Below are 25098 nucleotides of genomic sequence, written 5' to 3' on the forward strand. Positions count from 1 at the left end.
GTGCAACGCTCCTTATTTTGCCCGGCGAAGTGCGTTAATTTCATCTTCCGCTTCAATTGAGCGTATGGACAATCTCTCCTTACTTTTATGATTCCTGTGTTTCTTCATCCTCGATGGCTTTGATAACCCTGACAATTTTCTTGATGTCCCCCGGCGACATGGGGCGCACTTGCTTAAAGAGAAGTTGTAGATCATCCCTGGTTCGTAGTTCCTCGAAAAAGCTAAGTAGTTCTTTATCGTCTCCGATAGCTTGTTTAATTACCGTATCAGGGGCGATTCGCCCAAGAAGGAAGTCGGTGGTGACGCTATAGTAATCGGCAAATTGTTTCAGCGTAGCATAGTCAGGGGAGCGGCGGCCAGTTTCGTAACCTGCATAAGTGTCCCTGCTCATATTCAACTCCTTTACTAATTCTTCTTGCGTCTTCCCTGACTCGATGCGCAGCTTTTTCAATTGTTTTGACAACATCTTTTGTCACCTCCACCCCTCACGATTTCTAGTTACACGTTTATTATACGTTGCAAAACGCAACATCGAAACAGGTAAACAAAAACTTTTCAAATCGTCACAAAAAGTGTTGACTGTTGCAAAGTGACACGGTAAAATTGGGTCAGTTGTTGCGAAACGCAACAAAAAGGGGGTGCAAGATGAATAGGACGTGGCTAACCGAATACCGGGGAGAACGCACACACCAACAAGTTGCTGATTTAGCCAATATCGATCGCTCGTATTATACCCAGCTTGAGAGTGGTATTCGTAATCCCAGCGTCGAGACAGCGAAAAAAGTGGCGTCAGCCCTCGGGTTCAATTGGACTCTTTTTTTTGAATCCGATTGTGTCGAAACGAACCAAACGAAAGGGGGGATTTATTGACCACGGCGAGAGTCAAGCGATTGGCCACAATTTAGGTTTGGTGCAAATCGCCATACGGGTACTGAGGCGTAATTCGTTTATACGAGGGGAGGGTGGTTGTATGGCCTACATCCACGCATATATCGACCAGGTGCCGCCAAAGACGCGGGAACGGGTAGATGAATTCTTGGAAAAAGGTTACTCGCTGGTAAAAACCGACGGCTATACCGGAAGCAATAATGAGTATGCGATGTTCGATGTGTACCTGAACAACTTAGCCGCCGGCATGTGCATACTCGTTTCATCGGGAACTGATGATACCCCTGAAGTTAAGCACCTCACGATTTACGACATCGAGGTTTTCGCAAAAGCGTTAGGGATGCTTCGGTAACACAGTCTGATACTGGCTAAGAAAGAAGGTGTACAGATGGCACAAAAAATCGTTCGCCAAGACGATCTTCCTGATGTGCTTACCGCGCAGCACATTGCAAACTTTCTGGGTATATCTCGTCGGCGGGTATACGAATTGCTCAAAATGAGTCCCGGTGTAGGCGGTATACCGAGCTTTGAAATTGGCGCCTCCAAACGGGCTACGAAAGTGGATTTTCTAGCGTGGATAGAGGCTAAGAAGATACAAAGCGCCGGGGCCTAGTAGCCCCGGTTGTCACAGTGGACAAGTAGTGCAAACCAGCATCAGGGTGCGACTGGTGCAAGTGACGTGCAAGCCAGCCACCGGCGTTAGGGGCGAAGGTTAATGTTGGAGGTGGGACAAGATGACAGAACAAAAAGAGGCCGCTCCGGAAGTGCAAGTTCCAGAGCAGCCAAAGGTTCGTAAGTACTGCCCGGACATCAATAAAGTCGAGCCGTGCGTGAACGAAATTCTTGGGTTAATCGAAAAATACGGTTTGTCCATAGATGAGGTAACGGATTGCCTGAGGGTCGTCGAGGATGTTGCGAGGATGTCGCCGATAAAAAAGGTCATTGGTCCCGTGGAACTGTTGCTGGAGGGTAGCCGGGAGGTCTCCTGGGAAATCAAGCAAGAAGCTTCGACAAGGCCAAGTTTACTAGACCAACTGCGGAATTCTCCAGAACGTTAATCCCGGAGTTCACAATCCGGCTCATGAATTCGCTAAAACGAGTTTCTTTGTCCTGAGAGTCTACAGATGAACCCAGTCGAGAGAATTCAACGATGTCGCATCCTTCGGCGGTCAGTTTAATGCCGAAAATTCTCTGCTGCATGCCCCAGTCAACGGACAACAACCCTTTGTCCTCAAGGTAACGAAGGTTGAAAATTATCGAGGTATCCGCCAATCCTTCGGCTTTGAAGCTATCCAACAATTTTTCGGATATGTTGACCTTAAGTCGGCCTGACGCAACAGCCTGATCATACAGGTCTTCAAGTATCGCATAGCGGATTTCGATTTGATTCATTTTGACACACCCCCTTCCTCGTCGAGTGATTGGTTGAGCAACTACCATTTCGACAAGGGATGTGGCATTCCTTGTAAATAAAAAGCGGAAGGTGGTGATGGCATCAGACGAATGATTGCGGTTACAGGTATGGCGGCAGCGCTGCTTACGCCGACGCCGTTGAGTTGGGAGTCCATCGTCGTTGTTACCGGTCCACCGGTGGCGGCAAGTTGTACACTGCCCAATGGCGTACAGGTGCAGTTCGGGGCATCAATCACGGACAGATCGGAGTTGGACAAGTTACCGGGTGACCGATACGACTACAATCATTGATAAGGGTGCCAAAGGGGTGAAGGACCTATGTATTTTGCCAGCGAGTGTTTCTCGTGGAAATGCCCGAAGTGCAATCATCGCAACGAGATGGAAGCGGATGATGAAGGCGACTATGAAGTTATTGAAACATGCGAAAAGTGCGGTGCAAAAGTGCAAGTTTCCTATCATGTTTCGGTATCAGTGGATATTGATGTTGACCCACCGGTGCTTATGGAAGATGACGGGGAAGAAATGGACCTGGCGATGACGGAGTATTTGCGGGATGTGCCGGGACAGATGGGGTTATTCGGGGAGGTGGTTGTATAAAGCGGATTTTTGCGGTTGCCGGCGTGGCAACGACACTGCTGATGCCGACGCCGGCAACGATGGAGTATCGGACGGTGTTTGAACCACCGAAACCGGCAAGTTGCACGCTGCCGAATGGTGTCGTGGTGCAGTTCGGGGCGACGGTACCGGAGTTTGTCAGTGAAACGGACAAGCTGCCGGGTGACTACCACAATACTGCGGAATTGATGACCGTTACGGCTTACACGAACCGGGATCATGGGATGACCGGGCATGGCATCACGGCATCCGGCGAGAGGGCAACCGTAGGGCGCACGGTGGCGGCAGGGCCAGCGGTGCCAATGGGGGCAACGGTGGAGATTGGCGGCGTGAGGTACGAGGTAGAGGACCGCGGCGGGGCGATTGATGATGGCGACATTGACCTGTTGGTGGCGAGCCGCCGAGAGGCGCTTGAGTTTGGGCGGCGGATGGAGCCGGTGACTGTTAAATATGTGGAGGAATGAAAAGTGATTAAAGCAGCTAATTTCAAGGCGACAATCAGCAAAGGCGAGCCGATGCCCTGCATCTGTGCAATTTGTTCATCGATTCGCGCTTGCAACAAAAGCGAGCGCAACACTGAAAACCCGGAGGCAAACTCCTGTTTCGTGAAAAGGGAGCATCCACACGAGTATCAACCCTTTACAAATTCCAGACGCAAGGTGCTTTGTGTTTGTAAAAACTTCTCCCATGTCCGGTCAGCGGTGTATCGGTAAAGTGATATTCCACGTGGAATTGAGGTGTGATCGTATTGTGGGCAACAAAAAGCGGCGAAAGCCTAGCAAGCCATCTGGCCGCAAGTCTCAAAGAGTGGTGGCGTCAAAAGAAAGCGGATCGCGAACTGCGCTGGTACCGCCGCCAAATGATCAAGCGAAAAGCGCGATGGAAAGCGTTGGCGCACGAGCCGACGGACGAATAGCAGGTATTTATGCCTGGTACCGGAGGTGGTGCGCTTGCGTTTGATCCGCTGGATTGTGCTGTGGCTAGGTAGCTTCGGTGAAGGGAGGTGAGGAGAGTGGATAAATACTGCCCATTTATGATGTCGAGCGCCATTGCTCATCAGGATGCAAGAGTAATCACTTTGTGTTATGACGCTTGCGCCTGGTACATGCCAGAGCAAGGACGGTGCGCGATTGCAGTGATTGCCCAAGGCATCGGCAACGTAGCGCAAGATGTAGCCGAAGCGACTGATGCGATTAAGTCGGAAATCACGGAATAAAAAAGACCGCTCGAAAGCGGCCAAAAGAAAAACATATGCGAGTCAAGTATAACACAGAAAGAGTGGGGTTTATGAGTAGTTATGTGGTCAAAGACCCGGCGATGTTGGCAGAGAAGCTGGACGAGTTTCTCGGTGTGTTGACCAAGTGTTATTGCGTGGAAGAATTCATTGATAAAAGCATCCCTTGCGATGCAAGAGATTGCAAGAAGTGCTTCCAGGAGCATTTTTTCGACAGCATCGGCATTGCCTGCGAAGAAGACAAACCTGTGTCAATGACCGTCGAAGGCAACGTAATCACGGAGGGGCGCCAGCCAAAAGAGTGCGGGTGCGACGAAGAATGTGACCACGAAAACGGTAATTGCGCTTGTGGATCGCCTAGGTGGGCGCAGGGCGGACGATGGTAATGCCGTCAAAAGTCAAAGACCAACCCGCTTTTATCGATGCCTTCGACCAGCTCCTTCGCAAAGCCCTAGACACGGGCATAGCAGAACAAATCGTAGAGTCCTGGTACTGTCCTCCGGGCTGTACCGGCTACAAAAAAAATGAGGAGGAACCAATCTTGCAAATCCAAGTTAACGTCAATATTGATGCTCCTGCGCTAGCTGCCGCCATTCAAGCTCTGGCCAATGCAATCGGTCAACCAGGTACACTCCCCTCGCCAGCGCAAGCGCAAACAGCGGCAACCAAAACTGTACAACCACCTGCCGGTTGGCCGACACAAGTAGCCCAAGCCCCAGCATCTTCACCGGTTGAAATGGGAATGGGCGTAGGCTTGGAGATACCTTTCCCGGCAACTACGCAACCTATGCAACTTGTCGCAACGGCACCTGTGCAATCCGCTCCCGTTGCCCCTGTAGCGTCTCCAGCGCCGGCACAGGTACCAATACCGCAAGCACCAATGCAAACGCCGCAAGCAGCATCGCAATCGGCGCCTATGGCTCATCCGACATCTATGCCGCAACCAGCACCGGTACCAACATCAACACCGTCATACACCATGGATCATCTTGCCGTGGCCGGTACCCAACTGGTTGATGCAGGACGGCAACCGGAGCTCATATCGCTGCTCAATCGATTTGGTGTGCAAGCGCTAACCCAACTTCCTAAGGAGCGGTATGGCGAGTTTGCAACCGCATTACGGACATTGGGGGCGAAGATATGACATCTGCTCCAACTACAGTTGCCTCGCAACCTGCCCACGCTCTCCTATCGGCCAGCAGTAGCCATCGATGGCTGCACTGTACGCCTTCGGCCAGGCTGGAGCAGCAATTCCCGGACAGCACCAGCACGTTCGCTGCCGAGGGCAGTTTAGCCCACGAGATCGCAGAATTAAAACTGCGAAAGAAATTCGTTGAGCCGATAGGGCCGCGCACCTTTTCGAACCGGCTCAAAAAGCTCCAGGAGAATCCCCTATACCAGTCTGAAATGCTTAAACATACCGACACCTATGTGGACTACATTTCAGGCATCGTCCATAGCTTCGTCCAGCCTCCATACGTGGCCGTTGAAAAACGTATCGATTACAGCGCTTATGTACCTGAAGGCTTTGGCACAAGCGATTGCATCATCATCGGGGGTAATGTGATGCACGTGATTGACCTGAAATACGGCACAGGTGTTCCGGTCAGCGCTCAACAAAACACCCAAATGATGCTCTACGCACTGGGCGCGCTAGGGGCCTATGGATTTCTGTACCCAATCGAAACCGTGAAGATTGCGATTGTCCAGCCCAGACGGGACAGCATCGGTGAGTGGGAGATCAGTGTCGCGGACTTGCTGGCCTGGGGAGAAAGCATCAAACCGATTGCGGCTAAAGCGTTTGCCGGAGAGGGCGAATATATACCTGGTAGCCACTGCAAATTCTGCCGGGCTAAAGCGCAATGCCGAGCGAGGGCCGAGTATAACTTACAGCTTGATGGTTTTGAGAAGAAGATGCCGCCACTAATCACCAATGATGAAGTGGGCGCCATACTTGCCAAAGCACAGGACTTGGCCAAATGGGCGGAAGATCTTAAAGAATACGCATTAGCCGAATGCCTCAAAGGCAACGAGATCCCCGGATGGAAAGCGGTTGAGGGACGAGGCCATCGAGCTTTTGTAGATATAGATGCCGCTTTTGCGACTGTGAAACAGGCTGGATATGACGAAGCCATGTTGTACGAACGCAAACCTTTGAGTGTCAAAGGTGTCGAAGACCTGTTGGGTAAAGCCAAGTTTAAGGAACTGCTAAATGGTTACGTCAATACGCCACCCGGAAAACCTGCGTTGGCCCCTGTGAGTGATAAACGGTCAGCGGTCACTCTTAAATCCAATGCCGCTGAGGACTTTAGCTAAGGAGTTGGACTGGATGAAGCCCCATGAAGTTATCGAGAAACTGAAAGCAAAGGGAATACGAATCAGTCGGGCTACGTTGAGCAACTGGGAAAAGTGGGGGCTAATCCCCGCATCGACACCCATTAACGGTCGAGACGTCGCGTACCCAAGAGAAGCAGTTGCTCATGCTTATGCTTCATGGGCATTGCTTCACGGCAATCCATTCCCCGGCGTTAGTTTTACCCCAGAGAAAGTTGCTCAAATACGCATGAACGCACTGACTGGTACCAACGAAGAGATAACTTTTTTTAACGGTGATCCCGTTAAGTTGGTTGATAAAGCATTCTCGGCGTATTGGGATAAAACCAAAGAGATAAATGATTTTGAGTGAAAGAGGTAATGCGAAAATGGTAAATCAAGATGTACTGCGTGTTATTACCGGCGAAGTTCGGTTGTCCTATGTCCATGCGTTCAAACCCTATGCCAAACAACCCAACCAAGAGCCAAAGTTTAGCGTAACAATTCTGGTGCCTAAGACGGATGTTGCGACGAAACAGAAGATCGACGCTGCCGTTCAAGCGGCCATCCAAGAAGGCGTAAGCAGTAAATGGAACGGTGTACGGCCTCCGGTGATCGCTATTCCAGTTCACGACGGTGACGGTGCCCGCCCATCGGACGGTATGCCGTTCGGTGACGAGTGCAAAGGACACTGGGTGTTTACTGCATCGAGCAAGGAGCAGCCGCAGGTGGTCGACGCATATGTTCAGCCCATCCTGAATCAGTCCGAAGTGTATTCCGGTATCTATGGCCGTGTGTCCGTGAGATTCTTCCCGTACAACCAAAACGGTAAAAAAGGCGTTGGGTGCGGACTCGGCAACATCCAAAAGCTACGTGATGGAGATCCGCTGAGCGGCCGGACGTCTGCATCCTCCGACTTTGGCGAATTCGGAACACCACCGCAGCAACCGGCATGGGGCTTCCCGCAACAACCACCGCAACCCGCTGCGCCAGCGTATCCCCAACAACCCGCCTATCCACAAGCGCCACAAGGTTACGGCCAGCCGCAATATCAACCTCCCGCACCCCAAGGCTATGCCCCTCCGCAGTACCCGCAGGCAGCGCCGCCGGCACCACAACAACAAACGGCACAGCAGCAGATTGACCCGATTACGGGAGCGCCCGTTGTACCGGGTGGTGTGTACGGGGTAGATACGCTGCCGTTCTAAGTCTAAGACAAGCAAAAAGGGGGCTCGATTGAGCCCCTTTTTTAACAGAACGAGGTGGTCTTGTGGGCGCGGTGAAGCATTTAAGCATCGACATAGAGACGTTTTCCAGTGTTGATATAACAAAAGCAGGTCTTTACAAATATGTGCAAAGTCCGGACTTTGAAATTCTACTTTTTGCGTATAGCTGGGATTTTGGAGACGTCCAACTTGTAGATCTGGCGCAGGGGGAGCGATTACCCCAAGAGGTTGTTTTTGCGCTGGCCGATCCGAACGTCATCAAACATGCGTATAACGCCAGCTTTGAATGGTACTGCATCAACAAGTTTTACTATTCACCGTTGCCTCAATGGCGATGCACAATGCTGCATGGATTGTACTGCGGCTACACTGCCGGGCTGGCGGCTACGGCCGTGGCGCTCGGATTGCCAGAGGACAAGAGGAAAATGAGTATTGGTTCTGCACTAATTCGAACGTTCTGCGTGCCAAAGAAGGCGAAGCCGAAAACACAAACTACTGCGTTATTCCCGCAGGACCCACTTCCTAACCGAACCATGCCGCATCACGAGCCTGAAAAGTGGCAGTTATTCAGGTCCTACTGCAAACAGGACGTTGTGACCGAAATGGAGATCGAAAAGCGACTGTCCGCTTTTCCCATACCCGAGAGGGAGCAACATCTGTGGGTAATCGACCAGCAAATCAACGCCTTCGGTGTAGCTGTCGATATGAGCCTGGTGGACGGAGCCTTGCAGTGTGACGAAATCATAACGGCCGAGCTGATGGGTGAGGCCGTGCGGTTGTCCGGATTGGACAACCCGAAATCCGTAAAACAATTAACCAAATGGCTGACCATGGAGTTGGGGGAAGAGGTTGCCAACCTAAAAAAAGAGACGGTCAAGTCCATGCTCAATAACACAGACGATGGGGCGGCAAAGCGGATGTTGGAAATCAGACAAGAGCTGTCAAAGACATCTACCAAGAAATACGTGGTCATGAAAGAGGCCGCATGTGAGGATGGTCGGATCCGTGGATTACTCCAATTCTATGGGGCCAACCGAACGGGTCGGTGGTCGAGCAGGATGGTGCAGGTTCAGAACTTACCCCGCAATTACATGAAGACGTTAACCCATGCTAGAGATTGCGTGAAAGCCGGAAAAGTAGACGCGCTGAAACTGATTTACGGAAACATACCTGATACGTTGTCACAACTCATTCGAACGGCTTTCGTCCCGGCACCCGGTCACGTGTTCCTTGTGGCCGACTTCGCAGCGATCGAAGCGCGGATTATCGCTTGGCTCGCCGGCGAACAATGGCGCCTTGAAGTCTTCGCAACGCATGGAAAGATCTACGAGGCCAGCGCTTCACAGATGTTCGGCGTGGCCATCGAGTTGATCACAAAAGGGAACCCGGAATACGAACTGCGCCAGAAAGGAAAAGTGGCAGAGCTGGCTCTTGGCTATCAAGGTGGACCTGTCGCGCTGATATCTATGGGAGCCTTGACTATGGGGCTCACTGAAGAAGAATTACCGGACATCGTTAAGCGGTGGCGAGCGACGAACCGGCGTATCGTTGACCTGTGGTTTTCGCTGGAGAATGCGGCCCTGGAGGTCATGCGGACCGGTCAGCCGGTTGGGGTGAAGGGGATGCTCCTGGCCCGAGAGGGCGACTATCAAAACGGGCAGGACTTCTTTACCATCACCCTGCCAAGTCGCCGCAAGTTGTTTTATACCCGGCCGTTCCTTCACGAAAACGACTTTGGAAAAGAGGCGCTACACTACCACGGCATCAACCAGAAAACGAAAAAGTGGGATCGGATATCCACATATGGCGGAAAACTTGTGGAAAACGTGGTGCAAGCCATTGCGCGTGACTGTCTCGCAGAGAGTTTGATCCGGTTGCACTACGCTGGGTATAAAACCGCGATGCACATCCATGATGAGGTTGTTCTGGACGTGCCAGCAGAACGCGCAAACCTGGATGAAGTATGCGGTATCATGGGGCAACCCATCGAATGGGCACCAGGCCTGGTATTGAAGGCCGATGGCTTTGAAACGAGCTTCTATAAAAAAGATTAGGAGGATGGTGCAATGAAACTTAAGACTATCGACGGAACTGCGCTAACGAACGAACAACGCATCATGATCTATGACGATGTGCGACAAGGAATCGAGAGTGGCGATATCAAGGTCTATCAAGCTCATTCGGTGATTATTTGGACGGATGAGCAAGGATTGGCGTGGCAGGTCAAAGGCGAAACGCCCATTGAGCGGATTCGCCGGATAACCGGCTACTTAAGCAAAGTGGACAATTTCAACGGCGCGAAAAAGGCTGAACTGGAGCATCGAGTCGCGCATTGCGATTGTTAGCATCGAAGCAATTGGATGTGAGTTGGCCCAGATAAGAAGGTGGCGGCCAAGGTAAGGGCTTTGGCCGCTAATAAAAAGAGCGGGGGATTGGCGCGAATGAAAAAATGCCAAGACTGCCCACATGCGCGGGGCGAAAACAAAGACCATCCTAATCCCGCGAGTTTGGCGTGCCTCTACTGTAACGTGATGAGTGAAAATGCCAAGGAGGAATAAAGAAGATGCTTCATGATGCCATCAAAAAAATACAATCAGAGATGCAGAAAAACAGCAATCACCCCTATGTGCAAGTGATTGGCACTTTCCTGCATCAGTACCTTGAAACAAATCCTGCGGCTGCCGAACGTATTATGGCCGCTGACAAGACCATCATTAAGAGCCTGGATGCCATGCGAAAAGAAGCTGAGAAAAAGAAAGTGGGCAGTTGTGCCGTCCTGACCGATGCCGAGGGGTTTGGTATCGTGCTGAGCTATTTCGGCATCGATGGGGTGGTGCCGACTGCAACGCCGATAAGCCAGCCGGTACCGGCGCCACAGCCGCAACCGATGCCCAAGGCCAAGCCGGCAGCAGTCGACTTCGATGTCAATCTCGATGATTTACTGAGGTGATGGGCTATGGATTTTGAAGATCTAAAAGTACACATACCCCAATCACTTAGTGACGAGATGATCGAATATGCCGAGAACGTTGCACTCCTGCATAGCCGCTATCTCTTCGTCACACGGCGCGGTAAAAGACAGCATTGCTACTGCACGCACTGCAACGGGATGTTTGAAACACAAGGGCTGAATGTTGGCAAGCAAGCACATTGCGAGAAATGTAATAGCCTATGTTACGTTAAGTCGGCCGCTCGGGGGCGAAACAAAATGGTCGATGAAGTGTATTTTGTCTACTACGCAAAGTCGGTCATTGACCCTAAAGCCATTGTGGCCACGGGAATCTACGCCGTCAGAGATTACCGGTTTAGCTACCGAAACGTCAAAACGCATTTTGAACTTGTGGCTATGTACCTGTTTATCCCGAGGGAAGGCAGCTATATGTGGCGGCGGATCGCGTATCAATCCATGGCGGAAGGATTTGTATACGTTGGAGAATGGACGCCATGTGCCACGACATACTCGATGGGCGTGCTCATGAAAAAAGCGCGGGAGTTTGTTTCGCATGAAAGTATTAAGCAGGCGGTACAAGACACTCCGTTTGCTTGGTCAGGATGGGATCAATACGATTATCGTCGTGATAGCGACATGGTGGCGTTTTTTGGCTTATATGCAAGATACCCGTGTGTTGAGTATCTCGTGAAGCTTGGATTTGACAATATTGTAGGTGGGAAGTTAGCAGGTGAACGAAATTATAAAACCATCAACTGGCAAGGAAAAACGCTGTTTGATGTGCTTAGAATTACCAAGAAAGAACTAAATGAGATAAAGCGCAAAAACATTACGTTGGATTTTGAACTGCTTAAAATACTTCAAATGTCATTGAAAGACAGGTCTAATTTTTCGTTGGAAGAAGCAATGGCATTTTGCAAAGATTTTAACTATAGCATAGGAACACTTGAAAAACTAAATAAATATGCACATTTGCGAAGAATCAGCAACTACCTGAAAAATCAAAAGCATAAAAATCATTTTGTGACTGTATCCGGTGCGCTGACTACATGGAGGGACTATCTGAATGATTGTGAAATCATGCAAATGGACCTTAGTGATGAAAGTGTGGTATTCCCACGTAACTTGTATCAAGCTCACCAAAACACCATAAAGCAAGTAAAGATAAAAGCGGATGAAAAGTTGAATCAACAGATCCGTGATCGGCTAAAAAGTTTGAATCGGTACTGCTTCGAGTTTGGGGGCCTGATGATTCGGCCAGTGGAGAGCACCGAAGAACTAATCGCCGAAGGAAAGACACTCCATCACTGCGTAGGCACCTACGGCAATCGGTATGCCGAAGGCAAAACGGATATCTTGGTGATTCGACGCATCGAAGAACCGGACAAGCCATACTTCACGGTTGAAATCACAGATGGGCACGTACGCCAGGTCCATGGGGCGAAGAACTGCAACCCAACGGAGGATGTGCAAGCCTTCATGGCCGAATTCACCAAGCAGAAGTTAAAGCCCAAAGAACGGGAGGGTAAAGTGGCATGAGTGAACTGGCGAGAACACCGGAACTGATTGCTGCCGAGATCAATCTCATCAAACACGAAACTCGGCGAACAATCCTGGTCAACAGCGTCGAGATTGGCAAACGGCTGCACGAGGTCAAGAGCTTGGTACCTCATGGCGAGTGGGGTAAGTGGTTGGAAAGCAATGTCGATTATTCACAAAGCACAGCCAATAATTTAATGCGCATCTCTGAGGAATACGCGCCAATGCTTACCCGATCAAATTCCCAAGCGCTTGAGAATTTGAGCTATACGCAAGCGGTAGCCCTGCTGGCGTTACCGAGCGAAGAACGGGAACAGTTTGTCACTGAGAACAATGTGAAAGGCAAGTCAACCCGGGAATTGAACAAGCTTCTAAAGGAAAAACAGCAGCTCGAACAGATGCTCGAACAAGCACAGAAAGAGCTTGAATCGGAACGAAGCGCGTTGAAGACTGTCTCAGAGAGTTATGATCGGCTGGAAAAGGCCAACACGAAGCACTACGAAGAAGCGAAAAAGCTGAAAGAGCAGCTTAAAGAAGCAAAGAAATCGGGCAACAGCGATGAAGTTGATCGTTTACAACGGGAAATAGCGGCCAAGAATCAAGAGCTTCAATCAACCACTGCACGTATCAAATCCCTTGAACAGGAACTCATGGAAAAGCCCCTCGAGGTATCAGCCGTTGTTGAGAAAGTACCGGAAGCCGTGGAAAAAGAGCTTCAGGAACTACGACAGGGCGCTGCCGTTACAAAGTACAAGCTACAATTTGAGGGCCTTGTCAGTGGATTTAAGGGCTTACTGGGTGCCCTGGCCGAAATCAAAGAGACCGATCCTGCGTCGCATGAACGGTATAAGAACGCCGTAGCCGGCTTAATCAACAAGATGTCGCAGGCGTTGTAACGCTGAAAACAGGAGTGATCAAAGTGCTCCTTCATGATAGACAGATAACCATATCGGCAGCCGGGAGTCGCAAAGCCTTATCCTGGCCGGCACAGACGCTCCAATGGTCCGAGCTTGTGGAGCGCTTAAAAGTACCTGTTCGCGGGACGGAAACGCTAAGCGAATATTTACGTTTGCCCAAGACACAGCAAGATGACCTAAAGGACGTGGGCGGGTTTGTCGGCGGTGCCTTAGCCGGGCATCGCCGGAAAGCCTCCAACGTTACCGGCCGCGATGTGATCTCGTTGGACCTTGATAATATCCCACCAGGCGGAACGCAGGATGTCCTGCGTCGCCTGGACGGCCTGGGCTGTGCATACGCGGTCTATTCCACACGCAAACACGAAGAAGCGAAACCAAGGCTTCGTGTGCTCATTCCGACGAATCGAACCGCAACGGCAGACGAGTATGAACCGGCAGCAAGAAAGTTGGCCAGCCTGATCGGCATGGAACTCTGTGACCCGTCTACGTTCGAAGCGTCACGGCTCATGTACTGGCCGAGTTGCAGCGCAGACAGCGTTTACGTCTACACCTATGGGGATAAGCCGTTCCTTGATGCTGACGGGCTGTTAACGCTCTACCGCAATTGGCGGGATGTGAATGAATGGCCGCAGGTACCCGGCACACCGCAAGCCCACGTAAGATTGGCGGCCAAGCAAGGCAACCCTACCGAGAAGAACGGTGTTGTGGGTGCATTCTGCAAGACCTATGACGTGTATGCAGCCATGGACAAGTTTCTGCCTGGGGAATATGTGGCCTGCGATGACCAGTCAGGCCGGTACACCTACATTGGCGGCAGCACCACAGGCGGGGCAATCATTTACGATAACGGACAGTTCTTATACAGCCACCACGCCACCGATCCCGCCGGAGGCAAGTTAGTCAACGCCTTTGATATGGTCCGACTGCACCTGTTTGGCGAGAAAGACGATGAATCTAAACCGGATACGCCGGCGAATAAACTACCATCATACGTCGCGATGTGCCAATTGGCCGTCAGCGACCCCAACGTGTCCACACTCTTAAATCAAGAGCGGTATGCGAAGGCAACCCAAGAGTTTGCATCGGCGCCGGATGATAACGTCAACTGGATGGCCAAGCTGGCGAAGTCAGCTACTACGGGTAATCCGATCAAAAACAGTCAGAACGTGCTGATCTTGCTGGAGCATGACCCGCTTATCCGGAAGCGGATCTACATGGATACGTTCGCCAACTCCATCATGGGCGCCGGGCCGTTGCCGTGGGCACCGAGAGACGCGGAACAGTCAATCTTCCGCTGGACGGACGATGACGACGCGGGGTTACGTATCTACATCGAAAAAATCCTAGGGTTCCGTTCGAAGGAAATCATTAGCGATGCCTTGATCCAGTGCGCCGCACAGAACCGAATTAACCCGGTAGTGGATTACCTGGCATCGCTAGCTTGGGACGGCATTAAGCGCCTGGACACGCTTTATATCGACTATCTGGGGGCCGCGGATACCGCCTACATACGCGCCGTGACCCGTAAGTCCCACGTGGCCGCCGTCGCCCGGGCCATGAATCCAGGCGTCAAGTACGACACGATGCCGGTTCTGACGGGTGCCCAAGGCCTAGGGAAAACAACATTAATTCAAAAGTTGGGCAGGGATTGGTTCTCCAACAGCATTGAATCGTTTGAGGGCAAAGAAGCAGCGGAGCTGCTGCAGAACGTGTGGATCGTGGAAGTCGGTGAAATGAGTGCCTACAATCGTTCGGATTTGCAGGTGATCAAGGGGTTCCTAAGCCGCTGTGATGACCAGTACCGGGCCGCCTACGCTAAGAAAACAGATAAACACCCAAGGCGATGCGTTTTTTTCGGGACGTCCAATCGTGATGATTACCTGCGTGATTCGACCGGTGGCCGACGCTTTTGGCCTGTGGACGTGGGTGTTACGGCACCCGTGAAGAACGTATTCACGGATTTAGATGGGGAGATTGACCAGCTATGGGCGGAAGCCGTGACGTATTGGCGGCTGGGTGAGCCCCTGTTTTTATCGGGAGAGCTTGAAAAAGAGGCGAAACGGCAGCAAGAAAATCATGCAGAGACGGATCCGCGGGAGGGCATGATTCAAGAATTTGTGGAGCGCCGCGTTCCGGACGGATGGGAGAAGCGAACGATCGCGGAAAGAAAACTGTACTGGTCCGGTGAGTTTGGCCGAGTAGACGCGGTGAACGTGAAGGACCGCGATCGGATTTGCGCGATGGAAATCTGGTGTGAATGCTTGGGCGGTGAAGTGAAGCACATGAAACGGAGTGAAACCTTAAGCATCAATGCAGTGCTGGATAAGTTGCCGGGGTGGAAAAAATGTAGCGATGCGTATCGCTTCGGGCCGTACGGACGGGTGAAGGGCGGGTATGTTAAAGCTTGAAAACTGTTCACTTTGATTGTCCACTTTCACCCGTTTTGTTCACTTACTAGTTTTTTCCTTTGTTCACCTTGTTCACCGTGAAAAACTATAAAGTGAACAGGCAAGGTGAACGCGTAAAACCGCATAAATCAAAGCTTCCTATTATGTTGTTCACTTTGTTCACCTTAAATATATATAAATATATAAATAGATAGATAGACAGTAGTATATACGCCTGACACGCCTGATCGTGTATACACGTACGTGCGCGAGGGTGACAAGGTAGACAGAGGCTGTTCGCAAGAAGAAAGGAATGACCACCGTGAGTGAAAAATCAACAGAAGCCTACCTGCGCGATCGGGCCAAAGCGATGGGCGGCATTGCGTATAAGTTTGTCAGTCCCGGCAACAATGGGGTGCCAGACAGAATCGTACTGTTACCCGGCGGCCGGATAGCGTTTGTGGAATTAAAATCGCCGGGCAAAAAATCGACGGTACTACAGCAAAAGCAGCAGAACCGGATTCGGCAACTAGGGCACAAGGTATGGACGGATATTGACAGCAAGGCAAAGGTTGATGACCTGCTGTCGGATTTACAAAGGGATGATGAGCAGTGACAGTTCGGGCGCCAAAAAAGTTTGTGCCAAGACCGTATCAAAGCTACTGCATTAACCGACTATTGGCCGGCGCTGAAATGATGCTGCTACTGGATATGGGCTTAGGCAAAACCGTGATTACACAAACCGTTGTCAACGACTTGAAGTTTAACCGGTTCGCCATTTCGAAATGCTTAGTGTTAGCACCCAAGAAGGTGGCCGATGACACGTGGGCCCGGGAGCAAAGCACATGGGAACATCTGAAATTGCTTCGGGTGATCAAAGTACTGGGTACCGAGAAGCAACGGATACGGGCGCTGAACACCCCTGGCGATATCTACGTCATCAACCACGAAAACACACAGTGGATCGTTGATTACTACCGGAATGCCTGGCCGTTCGATATGGTGGTCATCGACGAAATCAGCCGGTATAAAAATCACATGGCGAAACGGTTTAAGGCCATGACCTGGATTCGTAAGCACGTAAGCCGGTTTGTTGGATTGACCGGTACACCCACACCGAAAAGCCTTCTTGACTTGTGGGCGCAGATGTACCTGGTGGACGCTGGCAAGCGGCTGGGCAAGGTGTACGGGGGATTCCGGGAACGATTTTTTGAACCGGACCAACGGGACCGAGACCACGTTTTTTCGTACGCACCCAAGCCCGGTGCGGAGGAACAGATTTACGAGAAGATCAGCGACATCTGTATCAGCATGAACGCTGCCGATTATCTGGACTTACCGGGAGCCTTACCAGTGACCGTGCCGGTCATCCTGGATACAAAAGCAAAAGCGGCCTACAGCAAGCTGGAAAAAGAGATGCTGCTTCAAGTGGACGGGACAACGATTGACGCCGGATCTGCCGCCGTACTGACCAACAAACTTTTGCAACTGTGCAATGGCGCGGTGTACGACGAAAACCGCAATACCGTGGAGATTCATCACTGCAAGGTCGAGGCGTTCATGGAACTGGTAGAAACGCTGAACGGGAAACCGGCATTGGTCTTTTATTCGTTTCAGCATGACGTCGCAAGGATCAAGCAGGCACTGAGTAAAACAGGATTGCACGTCCGGGAGATTAAGACTACGAAAGACATCGATGACTGGAACGACAAAAAGATTGATATCGGCTTGCTGCATCCGGCCAGCGGCGGCCACGGGCTGAACCTCCAGTTTGGAGGCAATCACGCCATCTGGTTCGGGCTTCCCTGGTCACTGGAATTGTACCAGCAGGCTAATAAGCGATTGGACAGGCCTGGACAAACCGAAAAGGTCATCATTCACCACTTGATCGTCGAGGGAGGCGTGGATGAGGATGTGATGGAGGCACTGGCTGACAAGAGCAACACGCAGAATCGGTTATTAACAGCATTAAAAGCAAGAATCGAGCGAGCCAAGGAGTGAGACCGTGACTAAACAGCAACTCCAAGAATATTACTGGCTACGGAAGAACATTCATCGGCTTGAGCGCCGAATCGGAGAGTTGAAGACCGTAGCGGAACGACAGACGTCACAGACCAGCAAAGACCAAGAGCGCCGAGCTTCGGGAGGCGCATCAGACCGAGTAGGCAATGCGGTAGCAGAATATGTGAGCATTGAAGCTGAATTACAGAGCAAAATACAAAGCTTGCATACGGACACAGTAGCCATCGAAAAGGCCATCGCCGTTTTACCTTCAAGAGAGCAATATCTAATCCGCATAAGGTACATAGACCTGATGACCTGGAAACAGATCGCTGCGGACATGGAGTGCAGTTGGCCGCATGTGCACCGGATACACAGCAATGCTTTGAAGCTGTTAGCCGAAAATGATACTAAATGATACACAATGATACTTTTTGAGACACTTTTATGTGATATTATGGTAGCAAGTAAAGCCCTGCATTGATGCGGGGCTTTTGTTTTTCAGTTGGTCGGGTGTAGGGCAAATTCTCAAGCGCTTGGGAATTTGAAATAGGTGAGTATATGGGTGTAGTTGCATTGCACCGATGGGAAGTCCACGAATTCTCTTGGGGTGTGGCCGTCAAAGAACAACGAACCGGGCGATGGTCAAGGATATTCTTGAAGCCAAGCGGCCAAGAGATTGATGTGTCACACTTGAACGTGAGACTGCATCAAAACGGCATTGAGTTTTTATAAAGCGTCAGCAGAGGCAGGTGATGTGAAGTGGCACTAACCGATAAGCAAGCCCGGTTTGTCGAAGAGTACTTGATCGACCTTAACGCTACCCAAGCGGCCATTCGAGCAGGTTACAGCGTAAAGACAGCTAATGAGCAAGGAAGTAGATTGTTGGCAAATGTTAGTGTCCGCGCGCGCATAGATGAACGCATGGCTGAGTTGTCCCGGCGAACTGGCGTCAACCAAGAGCGCGTCATTCGCGAGTTAGCACGGATTGCTTTTGTGAATGCCGCGGGCGTTATCAACTTTGACGATGCTACGTTACTACCAACGGCCACGGACGATGACACAGCGGCCATCATTGGCGTCAAGGTGAAGACGATCCCGACGCCCGACGGCAATGCGGTGGAGCGTGAAATTAAATTCGCTGACAAACAAAAAGCGCTGGAGCTCCTTGGCAAGCGCTACGGCATGTGGGTAGACCGGCAACAAGTCGAAGGTGCTGTTGGCGTCCAGATCATCGACGACATCGGCGGTGACGGAGATGCAGAAGGTTAGGCTATCCCGTATCGTTACCCCGCACTTTCAGACGTTCTGGAAAGCGGCCAACTCCCGCCGGTATCTTCGCCACGTCCTGAAGGGCGGCCGCGGATCGGCGAAGTCCACGCATATCGGCATTCGCTTGATCACCGACATGATGCGCTATCCTGTGACGGCCGTATGTATTCGCCGCGTGGCCAACACGCTGGCTGAGTCGGTCTTTGAGCAGCTTAAAGAGGCCATCGAGATACTCGGGGTAGGCGAGTATTGGCGAGTCGTGAAAAACCCCTTACAGCTCATCTACAAGCCACGAGGGAACAAGATAATCTTCCGTGGTGCCGATGACGCCAACAAGATCAAGTCCATCAAAATGGCCAAGTTCCCCATTGCGATCATGTGGATTGAGGAATTGGCCGAGTTCAAAACTGAAGACGAAGTCTCCACCATCGAAAATTCCGTGTTGCGTGCCGAGTTGCCCGATGGTCTTTTTTATGCCTTTTACTACTCCTACAACCCGCCGAAGCGAAAACAAAGCTGGGTGAACAAGAAGTATGAGACCCAGTTCGTCCCGGTCAACACCTTTGTCCATCACTCGACCTATCTGGACAACCCCCATATCTCCAAAGCCTTCGTTGAAGAAGCGGAGGACGTAAAAGCCAAGAGCCCACAGAAGTACGAGTGGGAGTATCTTGGCAAGGCCATCGGCAGCGGCGTGGTGCCCTTCGACAATCTGGTCTTCCGGAGAATCACCGACGAGGAGATCAAGCGGTTCGATAATATCCGCCAGGGCGTTGACTGGGGCTATGGCGTGGACCCGTTCGCTTTTGTCCGCTGGCATTACGACAAGACCCGACGGAAGATCTACGCGCTGGATGAGATTTATGCCGTGAAGCTTTCTAACCGGGAAGCGGCGGAGCAGATCAAGGCCAAGGGTTATGACACGCAGCAGTCGATTGCGGACAGTGCTGAGCCCAAGTCGGTTGATGAACTGAAGCTCCAGTACCATATCCGCATTAAGGGCGCCCGCAAGGGACCGGGCAGTGTGGAGTACGGGGAAAAGTGGCTGGATGATCTCGAAGAGATTGTGATCGATCCGCAGCGCACGCCGAACATCGCCCGGGAGTTTGAGAACATTGACTACCAGACCGATGCCGATGGTAATCCGAAAGCCAAGCTGGAGGATAAGGATAACCACACGATCGACGCCACTCGGTATGCTTTTGAGAATGACATGAAGCGGTCAGGAATTTCGTTTGACTAGGAGGTGAGACCACTGAATATCACCGCAATCCTACAAGCTGGCTCGGCCATGACCATGGAACAGATCATCAAGCTGGAGATTGACGAGTGGAAGGTATCGCCGGAACTGCGGCTGATGGTAACCGGCCAGCGCTATTACACCGGTGACCACGACATCCTGCAACGCCGGCGGCTGGTTATCGGCGAGAACGGCGCGTTGGTGGAAGACACCAACCTTGCCAACCGAAAACTCGTCCACACCCTCTACCGGAAGCTCGTAGACCAAAAGGTCGGATACCTGCTGTCCAAGCCGCTGACGGTGCAAACAGAAAACCAGGCCTACGCGGATCAGTGGCGCGTGGTCATGGATAAGGGCTTTCACCGGCTGCTGAAGAACCTTGGCAAAGAGGCTATTAACAAGGGCCGTGCCTGGATTCAGGTGTTTTACGACGAAAGCGGCAAGCTCTCGTTCAAGCGCATCCCGGCCGAAGAGGTGATTCCCCTTTGGCGTGATGCCGAACGGACGCAATTGGACGGTGTGATCCGCATGTACGATGTGGAGACCTACGAGGGCACCGTCAAGAAGATTGTTACCAAGGTGGAATACTGGGACACTTCCGGAGTCAAGCGGTATGTCATGCCCAATAATGCCACAGCGTTAGTACCGGATGATGAGGGTGACGGCAGCCACTTCACCGTGACTGACTCAACGGGCAAGGAGACGCCGTACAACTGGGAACGGGTGCCCTTTATCTGCTTCCGGTACAACGACGAGGAACTGCCGCTGATCAAGTTCGTCCAGTCCCTGGTTGATGACTATGACCTGCAAACATCGGACCACAGCAACAACCTCGCCGATCTACCCAATGGCATTTACATCATCAAGAACTACGATGGGACGGATCTGGGCGAATTCCGAAGAAACCTCTCCGTCTATCGGGCCGTGAAAGTGACTGAGGACGGCGGCCTCGATACGCTCAGCCTTGACATCAACACGGATGCCCTTAAAGCGCACCTGGAAGCATTGAGAAAAGACCTGTATGAGTGCGGTCGGGGCGTGGATACCCAAAGCGATAAGTTCGGCAACAGTCCATCCGGTATCGCACTGCGCTTTTTGTATTCGGACCTGGATATGGACGCCAACATCCTGGAGACCGAGTTCCAGGCAAGCCTTGAGCAGTTGCGTTGGTTTGTCGATAATCACCTGGCCAACACCGGCGCCGGCGACTTTGCCACTGAGTCCATCGACTTCCTGTTCAACCGGGATATCCTCATCAACGAAACTGAAGCGATCACCAATGCCAAGAACAGCACCGGTGTGATCTCTGATGAAACCATTATCTCGAATCATCCTTGGGTGACGGACCCCGAAGAAGAACAGAAGCGATTGGAGAAGCAGCGCACTGCGGACCTGGAAGAGATGCAAGCCTATTCCGGTATGGGTGACGTCAACGGGAACGGGAACACGGCCGGCGGAGTGGATGCGTAATGCCATCAGCAGAATACTGGCAAAAGCGGAGTGAGCAGCTCGCCCAACGTCAATTTGATAAGGCCGATCAGTACGTTGGGGAACTGAACAAGGAATACCAGCGAGCCATCCAGGAGATCCGGCGCAACATTGAAGTCTTTTACCAGCGCTACGCCGACAATAACGAGATCAGTTTGGCAGAAGCCCGGAAGAAGCTTGGTGGCAAAGAGTTGACCGAGTTTAAGATGACGCTGGAAGAGTTCATTGCCAAGGCGAAGAATAATCAGGACGGCCGCTGGACCCGAGATCTCAACAACACCTATTACCGGACGCGTGTAAGCCGTTTAGAGGCGTTGCAAACTCAGATAAGGCAACAGGTCGAGATGCTCACGGAAAGCCGTCAGAAAGGCGCACAGGCGCTCTTAGGCGGCATTTACGAAGATACATACTACCGGACCATCTACGAGATTCAAAAAGGCATCGGCTTGGGCGTATCGTTTGCATCCATCGACCAACAGGGTTTGAAGACCGTCCTGAAAACCGAGTTCGCCGGTGCTAACTATAGCAAGCGGATATGGGATGACCGGGATCGGCTGGTTCGGGAGTTGCAGACGAAACTTACACAGTCGTTCATTCGTGGCGATAGCATTGATCGAACCATCAGCGATATGACGGAGCGAATGAACGTCTCCCGCACCAACGCTGCACGCTTAGTCCAGACGGAAAGCTCTTTCTTCGCCAACCAGGCCACGATGGCCGGTTACAAGGCCAGCAAGGTTGTGCAGAAGTATGAGGTCTTGGCTACGCTTGATAAGCGTACCAGCGAGATCTGCCGGTCGATGGACGGCAAGGTGTTCAATTTGAACGAGGCCGAGGTCAACGTAAACTACCCGCCTTTTCATGTGCGCTGCCGGACAACAGTGGTGCCGTACTTTGACGATGAGATCGATGCAGGGGAACGAATCGCCCGGGATGACGAGGACAATGTGTACTATGTCCCGGGAGACATGACGTATAAAGCATGGTATGATAAACACACAGGGGGAACAGGTAAAGGCGAAACGTCACCTGCTGGCAATCGTTTGGATCTTAAACCTATCGAGCGGCTTCAATTGGCGGAGGTGGATAAAAAGCTCATAGAGTACGAAGACCGTATTCGAAACGAACCGATTGAGCACGCATACGCCATTACGGAGAAGGGGGAGGTTTATCACTCGATTGGCACAGAAGGCAATGTGCAAATTGACGCGATTGGAATAACAAATCTTCGAAACAGCCGAGTGACCCACAATCATCCATCGCCGTATGGTGATCCTGGTGGCTCTTTTAGCCGTGATGATATAATTAAATTTTTTGCGTGTTCGTTATTGGAGTTACGAGCAGTGGACTCAAAATATAGGTACACGCTTAAAAGAGAAAAAGAAATTATGCTTACGCCGGGCGAGGTAGGGAGCCTATTAATTCAAGCCAATTATGATTTTAGGTCGAAGACAACAATTTGGGACTTGGAAGACGGTTATGATGATAAACATTTAACCATGGAAGAGTTTGTTCTTTTGGTGGATGGTTTATTTTACAAAAGGGAGCCGTTAACATGATTAAACCGCCAACCAAACAAGAAAATAGACAAATGATTGCCAAAGCCCTTGAATGTCATCGCTCAAAACTAAAAGAAGAGCAATATGAAAAGCTTGTTGATGAAATTAATGACATGAATTATCCGTATACGATTAAAACAATAGCCTTGCTCAATAATTCAAATGGGGCATTGGATGCAAATGCAAAGGAACATGATAAACTAAGTCGCGAGGAAACTATGAAGTGGATTGAGATTAGGCAAAAATACGGGGTATAAAAGCACTCTCGAAACGAGGGTGTTTTTCTTTTTCCGCCGTTTCGGTACTGTCGGCGTAAAAGAACAGGACATCACCGGACACGACCGGGTAACCAAGTGAAGATGAAGGAGCGATCGATTCATGGAATGGTTACGTAAGCTGCTGGAAGGCAAAGGGCTCACCGAAGAGCAAATCAAGGCGATTGTCTCCGGTGTCGAGGACAACTATAAGGGCTATGTCCCCAAGCATCGATTTGACGAACTCAACGAAGCCAAGAAGCAACTGGAGACGGACTTAAAGGACCGTGACAAGCAACTGATCGATCTCAAGAAGGCGGCTGGCGACAATGACGACCTGAAAAAGCAGATCGAACAGCTTCAGACCGACAACAAGCAGAAGGAACAGGACTATCAAGCCAAGATCAAAGATATGGCGGTAACTACGGCCATCAAGTTAGCTGTCGGCAAGGATGCTCATGATCTCGACCTCGTTGTAGGGCTACTCGACAAATACAAAGTGGAGATTGGTGAAGACGGCCAAATCAAAGCCGGCCTTGACGATCAGTTAAAAGCGTTGCGCACCAGCAAGGCTTTTTTGTTTGTCGATCAAGAGACCGGAGGTACGCAGACCCAGATGAGAGGCGCAAAACCTCCAGACGGCAGCGGCAAACCGCCACAAACACAGAAAAACCCTTGGCTCAAAGAGAGCTTCAACCTCACCGAGCAGGGGCGGCTCATTCGGGAATATCCCGATCTGGCGCAGCAGTTCATGGCCGCAGCCAAACAATAATTTTTCAAGGAGGAATTGACCCATGCCAAAGACTCAAATTGCGGACGTGATCGTCCCACAGGTATTTAACCCCTATGTCATCGCACGAACGGCGGAACTGTCGGCACTGTCTCAGTCGGGTATCATCTCCAACAACCCGGAACTGGACGCACTCGCTCGCGGCGGCGGGAAGTACATCAATATGCCCTACTGGAACGACCTGACCGGTGACGACGAAGTGCTGTCTGACTCCGGAGCACTGACTCCGCAAAAGATCACCGCCGGCCAAGACGTGGCCGTCTTGTTCCTCCGCGGGAAAGCGTGGAGCGCCAATGACCTCGCCTCTGTTCTTGCCGGCTCGGATCCGATGGCGGCCATCGGGGACCTGGTCGCTGCATATTGGGCGCGGATGCGTCAGAAACTGCTGTTCTCCATGCTGAAAGGTGTTTTTGCATCGGCAACCATGTCCGGCAACATCCATGATATTTCGGCCTTGACTGGTACCGCAGCCGTTCTCTCCGGTGAAACCTTCCTTGATGCACAAGGGAAACTTGGTGACGCAGCCGAGAAACTGACAGCCATTTCCATGCACAGCGCAGCGTACATCAAGTTGCAAAAAGACAACCTGATCGCCTTTATCCCCGACTCAGAGGGTAAGGTGAACATCCCCACGTACATGGGCCGCCGAGTGATTGTCGACGATGGACATCCCGTTTCTTCCGGAGTGTACACCTCGTACCTGTTCGGTGCCGGCGCGATTGGCTTGGGTAATGGTCAACACCCAGTACCAACCGAGACCGATCGGGATTCGCTGGCCGGTGACGATATCCTGATCAATCGTCAAGCGTTTATTCTCCATCCCCGCGGTGTTAAGTTTACCGGTACCAGCGTGGCCGGTGCCGCTCCCACCAACGCGGAATGCGAGAATGCAGCCAACTGGACCCGAGTGTATGAGAACAAGAACCTTCGTATCGTGAAGTTTGTTTACAAGTTGGCGTAAACAGCGAATGACCAAAGAAGGGGCAAATAACCCTTCTTTGGTCATCTTTGC

General features: G+C 51.4%; 32 protein-coding genes. 30 read left to right on the forward strand and 2 right to left on the reverse strand.

Annotated features, from left to right (window positions below; all coding sequences use genetic code 11):
• Positions 1 to 85: 85 nt before the first annotated feature.
• The gene (locus EDD73_RS06015) at positions 86 to 466 is read right to left on the reverse strand and encodes a helix-turn-helix domain-containing protein (protein ID WP_131918880.1); all 381 of its coding nucleotides are present in this window, start codon (positions 464 to 466) and stop codon (positions 86 to 88) included.
• Positions 467 to 645: 179 nt separating this feature from the next.
• On the opposite strand from EDD73_RS06015, the gene EDD73_RS06020 reads away from it, so the two are divergent.
• The 4 genes from EDD73_RS06020 (at position 646) to EDD73_RS06035 (ending at position 1946) form a co-directional block, all read left to right on the forward strand.
• Positions 646 to 870, forward strand: a complete 225-nt coding sequence (locus tag EDD73_RS06020; RefSeq protein ID WP_131918881.1) for a helix-turn-helix transcriptional regulator — start codon at positions 646 to 648, stop codon at positions 868 to 870.
• A 100-nt stretch (positions 871 to 970) separates the two neighbouring features.
• Positions 971 to 1240, forward strand: a complete 270-nt coding sequence (locus EDD73_RS06025; RefSeq protein ID WP_131918882.1) for a hypothetical protein — start codon at positions 971 to 973, stop codon at positions 1238 to 1240.
• Positions 1241 to 1276: 36 nt separating this feature from the next.
• Positions 1277 to 1501 (forward strand): helix-turn-helix domain-containing protein, encoded by a 225-nt coding sequence (locus EDD73_RS06030; RefSeq protein ID WP_131918883.1) that lies wholly within the window; start codon positions 1277 to 1279, stop codon positions 1499 to 1501.
• Positions 1502 to 1622: 121 nt separating this feature from the next.
• Entirely contained in the window at positions 1623 to 1946 is a 324-nt protein-coding gene (locus tag EDD73_RS06035; RefSeq protein ID WP_131918884.1) for a hypothetical protein, read from the forward strand.
• On the opposite strand, the gene EDD73_RS06040 is transcribed toward EDD73_RS06035, so the two are convergent.
• The gene (locus EDD73_RS06040) at positions 1882 to 2280 is read right to left on the reverse strand and encodes a hypothetical protein (RefSeq protein WP_131918885.1); all 399 of its coding nucleotides are present in this window, start codon (positions 2278 to 2280) and stop codon (positions 1882 to 1884) included. The genes EDD73_RS06035 and EDD73_RS06040 overlap by 65 nt on opposite strands.
• Positions 2281 to 2391: 111 nt before the next feature.
• On the opposite strand from EDD73_RS06040, the gene EDD73_RS06045 reads away from it, so the two are divergent.
• The 26 genes from EDD73_RS06045 to EDD73_RS06165 all read left to right on the forward strand — a co-directional run bounded on the left by EDD73_RS06045 (position 2392) and on the right by EDD73_RS06165 (position 25047).
• Entirely contained in the window at positions 2392 to 2592 is a 201-nt protein-coding gene (locus tag EDD73_RS06045) for a hypothetical protein (protein WP_131918886.1), read from the forward strand.
• Positions 2593 to 2619: 27 nt separating this feature from the next.
• Entirely contained in the window at positions 2620 to 2898 is a 279-nt protein-coding gene (locus EDD73_RS06050) for a hypothetical protein (RefSeq protein WP_131918887.1), read from the forward strand.
• Between the two features lie 23 nt (positions 2899 to 2921).
• Positions 2922 to 3380, forward strand: coding sequence for a 3D domain-containing protein (locus EDD73_RS15215; RefSeq protein WP_243116812.1), 459 nt, complete (start codon positions 2922 to 2924; stop codon positions 3378 to 3380).
• 275 nt (positions 3381 to 3655) lie between these two features.
• Positions 3656 to 3832, forward strand: coding sequence for a hypothetical protein (locus EDD73_RS14825; RefSeq protein ID WP_165876349.1), 177 nt, complete (start codon positions 3656 to 3658; stop codon positions 3830 to 3832).
• 96 nt (positions 3833 to 3928) lie between these two features.
• Positions 3929 to 4132 (forward strand): hypothetical protein, encoded by a 204-nt coding sequence (locus EDD73_RS06060; protein ID WP_131918888.1) that lies wholly within the window; start codon positions 3929 to 3931, stop codon positions 4130 to 4132.
• A 71-nt stretch (positions 4133 to 4203) separates the two neighbouring features.
• On the forward strand, positions 4204 to 4536 hold the full coding sequence (locus EDD73_RS06065) for a hypothetical protein (protein ID WP_131918889.1): 333 nt from the start codon (positions 4204 to 4206) through the stop codon (positions 4534 to 4536).
• A gap of 155 nt (positions 4537 to 4691) precedes the next feature.
• A complete protein-coding gene (locus EDD73_RS06070) occupies positions 4692 to 5294 on the forward strand; it encodes a hypothetical protein (protein WP_131918890.1) in 603 nt (200 codons plus the stop codon).
• On the forward strand, positions 5291 to 6466 hold the full coding sequence (locus tag EDD73_RS06075) for a DUF2800 domain-containing protein (RefSeq protein ID WP_131918891.1): 1176 nt from the start codon (positions 5291 to 5293) through the stop codon (positions 6464 to 6466). Before EDD73_RS06070 ends, EDD73_RS06075 begins: the two co-directional genes overlap by 4 nt.
• A gap of 13 nt (positions 6467 to 6479) precedes the next feature.
• Positions 6480 to 6836, forward strand: coding sequence for a MerR family transcriptional regulator (locus EDD73_RS06080; RefSeq protein WP_131918892.1), 357 nt, complete (start codon positions 6480 to 6482; stop codon positions 6834 to 6836).
• Positions 6829 to 7671, forward strand: a complete 843-nt coding sequence (locus EDD73_RS06085) for a DUF2815 family protein (protein WP_341467347.1) — start codon at positions 6829 to 6831, stop codon at positions 7669 to 7671. Before EDD73_RS06080 ends, EDD73_RS06085 begins: the two co-directional genes overlap by 8 nt.
• A 71-nt stretch (positions 7672 to 7742) precedes the next feature.
• Positions 7743 to 9743 (forward strand): DNA polymerase, encoded by a 2001-nt coding sequence (locus EDD73_RS06090; RefSeq protein WP_131918935.1) that lies wholly within the window; start codon positions 7743 to 7745, stop codon positions 9741 to 9743.
• Between the two features lie 12 nt (positions 9744 to 9755).
• Positions 9756 to 10034 carry an anaerobic ribonucleoside-triphosphate reductase gene (gene nrdD, locus EDD73_RS06095; RefSeq protein ID WP_243116813.1) on the forward strand — a complete coding sequence of 93 codons (279 nt, stop codon included), beginning with the start codon at positions 9756 to 9758 and terminating at the stop codon, positions 10032 to 10034.
• Between the two features lie 218 nt (positions 10035 to 10252).
• The gene (locus tag EDD73_RS06100) at positions 10253 to 10639 is read left to right on the forward strand and encodes a Cas9 inhibitor AcrIIA9 family protein (RefSeq protein WP_131918893.1); all 387 of its coding nucleotides are present in this window, start codon (positions 10253 to 10255) and stop codon (positions 10637 to 10639) included.
• Positions 10640 to 10645: 6 nt separating this feature from the next.
• The gene (locus tag EDD73_RS06105; protein ID WP_131918894.1) at positions 10646 to 12178 is read left to right on the forward strand and encodes a PcfJ domain-containing protein; all 1533 of its coding nucleotides are present in this window, start codon (positions 10646 to 10648) and stop codon (positions 12176 to 12178) included.
• Positions 12175 to 13074 (forward strand): DUF3102 domain-containing protein, encoded by a 900-nt coding sequence (locus EDD73_RS06110; RefSeq protein ID WP_131918895.1) that lies wholly within the window; start codon positions 12175 to 12177, stop codon positions 13072 to 13074. Before EDD73_RS06105 ends, EDD73_RS06110 begins: the two co-directional genes overlap by 4 nt.
• Before the next feature lie 23 nt (positions 13075 to 13097).
• Entirely contained in the window at positions 13098 to 15503 is a 2406-nt protein-coding gene (locus tag EDD73_RS06115) for a virulence-associated E family protein (RefSeq protein ID WP_131918896.1), read from the forward strand.
• A 301-nt stretch (positions 15504 to 15804) separates the two neighbouring features.
• Positions 15805 to 16098 carry a PDDEXK family nuclease gene (locus EDD73_RS06120; RefSeq protein WP_131918897.1) on the forward strand — a complete coding sequence of 98 codons (294 nt, stop codon included), beginning with the start codon at positions 15805 to 15807 and terminating at the stop codon, positions 16096 to 16098.
• Positions 16095 to 17483 (forward strand): SNF2-related protein, encoded by a 1389-nt coding sequence (locus tag EDD73_RS06125; protein ID WP_131918898.1) that lies wholly within the window; start codon positions 16095 to 16097, stop codon positions 17481 to 17483. The genes EDD73_RS06120 and EDD73_RS06125 overlap by 4 nt, the downstream gene beginning before the upstream one ends.
• A 4-nt stretch (positions 17484 to 17487) precedes the next feature.
• Positions 17488 to 17901, forward strand: coding sequence for a sigma factor-like helix-turn-helix DNA-binding protein (locus EDD73_RS06130; RefSeq protein ID WP_131918899.1), 414 nt, complete (start codon positions 17488 to 17490; stop codon positions 17899 to 17901).
• Positions 17902 to 18245: 344 nt separating this feature from the next.
• Positions 18246 to 18755, forward strand: a complete 510-nt coding sequence (locus tag EDD73_RS06135) for a terminase small subunit (protein WP_131918900.1) — start codon at positions 18246 to 18248, stop codon at positions 18753 to 18755.
• Positions 18742 to 19998 (forward strand): PBSX family phage terminase large subunit, encoded by a 1257-nt coding sequence (locus EDD73_RS06140; RefSeq protein ID WP_131918901.1) that lies wholly within the window; start codon positions 18742 to 18744, stop codon positions 19996 to 19998. The genes EDD73_RS06135 and EDD73_RS06140 overlap by 14 nt, the downstream gene beginning before the upstream one ends.
• Positions 19999 to 20046: 48 nt before the next feature.
• On the forward strand, positions 20047 to 21465 hold the full coding sequence (locus EDD73_RS06145) for a phage portal protein (protein ID WP_131918902.1): 1419 nt from the start codon (positions 20047 to 20049) through the stop codon (positions 21463 to 21465).
• Positions 21465 to 23042, forward strand: coding sequence for a minor capsid protein (locus EDD73_RS06150; protein ID WP_131918903.1), 1578 nt, complete (start codon positions 21465 to 21467; stop codon positions 23040 to 23042). Before EDD73_RS06145 ends, EDD73_RS06150 begins: the two co-directional genes overlap by 1 nt.
• Positions 23039 to 23299 (forward strand): hypothetical protein, encoded by a 261-nt coding sequence (locus EDD73_RS06155; RefSeq protein WP_131918904.1) that lies wholly within the window; start codon positions 23039 to 23041, stop codon positions 23297 to 23299. Before EDD73_RS06150 ends, EDD73_RS06155 begins: the two co-directional genes overlap by 4 nt.
• Before the next feature lie 121 nt (positions 23300 to 23420).
• A complete protein-coding gene (locus tag EDD73_RS06160; protein ID WP_131918905.1) occupies positions 23421 to 24068 on the forward strand; it encodes a phage scaffolding protein in 648 nt (215 codons plus the stop codon).
• Between the two features lie 22 nt (positions 24069 to 24090).
• Positions 24091 to 25047, forward strand: coding sequence for a major capsid protein (locus EDD73_RS06165; protein WP_131918906.1), 957 nt, complete (start codon positions 24091 to 24093; stop codon positions 25045 to 25047).
• Positions 25048 to 25098 lie beyond the last annotated feature (51 nt).

Source organism: Heliophilum fasciatum, from assembly GCF_004341395.1.
Taxonomy (GTDB): domain Bacteria; phylum Bacillota; class Desulfitobacteriia; order Heliobacteriales; family Heliobacteriaceae; genus Heliophilum; species Heliophilum fasciatum.